This is a genomic window from Vibrio sp. 1731, from assembly GCF_033339955.1.
Taxonomy (GTDB): Bacteria; Pseudomonadota; Gammaproteobacteria; order Enterobacterales; family Vibrionaceae; genus Vibrio; species Vibrio alginolyticus.
The window spans coordinates 1-1,392 of sequence record NZ_JAWOVO010000083.1 but is presented as its reverse complement, the minus strand read 5'-3'; the positions used below and the strand labels follow the sequence as shown (position 1 = coordinate 1,392).

Genomic DNA, 1,392 nt, shown 5'->3' with positions numbered 1-1,392 from the left:
CCACTGCACGTTTACGCGAAAGGTGGTATCCACCAGTGGGATAAGAAAGTAAAAGGCGGCAAAGACGATGATGATTTCGATCTAATGTACGGTGTAGGCGCTGAGTACTTCATTTTTGGTCCAATGTCTGTTGGTGCTAGCTACATGAACTACACTGCGGGCAAAGACGACATCGGTACGTTCTCTGTTAACGCGACATTGCACTTCCTATAATCATCCGTTCAAGATGATGCAAATTCTGAACACCGGCATTGCGCCGGTGTTTTTTTGTCTATTGATAATCCTAACTGCTCTTAATTCTACTATTCACCTGAATTGATATCACACAAACAAAAGTTGAACATAAATTATTCACCTTTTGGTCTTAAATTCGCCATGCCTTCCAATATATAGTGACGAGTAGGTGCGCATGTATGCGTAATGTTCCGTTCAGGAATCGAACAGGAAGGTATAACTATGAAAACAAAACTCTCGTTATTGGCTTTGGCGTTGTGTTCAACATCAGTGCTCGCTGACTCATGGATTTATGCAGGCGGCCAAATTGGTCAATCAGATATTGATGGCGAAAACGACACAACGTATGGCGTGCATGTCGGAACGGGGATTCTGCCATTAATCGGTATCGAAGTCGGCTATTTCAACCACGGTAAAGTCGACTTGTCTTTCGGTGGCAACAAAGGGGATGCGGATTTCACTTCGTTCTACTTAGCGGCGAAACCAAGCATCGATTTTGGTCCGCTACATGTGTATGCCAAAGGCGGCATTAATGCATTCAATGTCGATTACAATGGCGGATTAAGCTCGGTCAGCAAAGATGATGGCGTGTCTTACATGTATGGCGTCGGCGCAGAATATTTCTTGTTAGACAATATCTCTGTTGGTGCAAGTTACCAATCATTTGGCGTGGATATCAATGGGGACAGCGATAACCTAAGCAGCTTTACGGGCAACGTGACTTTCCATTTCTTGTAAACCGCAAACTTCCCGATCTTCTTTATCCAACTCACCCTTCACAGTTGGTTGAAAAACTCCACCTATCTCAACATGGTCTCGCACTTATGTGCGAGGTCATCTCTTTTGTTCTGAATACCGTTTGACCTTGTTGATTGACTGTTTTCCTCTGTGTATTCCAATTTCGAAAAATAGTTAGATGTCGTAGCTTATTTCTGTGAGTTGAAGACACTTGTTTGGCGTTTTTTTGCTGTAAATATGCAATAAAAGTGTCATTTTTGCATAAATTTGTGATTGGTGATAAACTTTGCATCGTTTTTAAAGTTTAGAGTTCAAATTAATGGAGGGCGGTATTGGAGTTCTTCTCCCCTGAGAAGCGTTTCAAATTACGTTAAATTTGTATTTATGGATAATGCATTTAAAAAATATAGTATCGACACA

2 protein-coding genes are annotated in these 1,392 nt (G+C 41.5%); both read left to right on the top strand.

Features of this window, described 5'->3' with window-relative positions:
- Positions 1-213, top strand: a 213-nt coding sequence (locus R7035_RS25330; protein ID WP_318146335.1) for an outer membrane beta-barrel protein, incomplete at its 5' end; no start/stop codon positions are given.
- A gap of 243 nt (positions 214-456) precedes the next feature.
- Positions 457-972, top strand: a complete 516-nt coding sequence (locus R7035_RS25325) for an outer membrane beta-barrel protein (RefSeq protein ID WP_005454858.1) — start codon at positions 457-459, stop codon at positions 970-972.
- Positions 973-1,392: the final 420 nt, after the last annotated feature.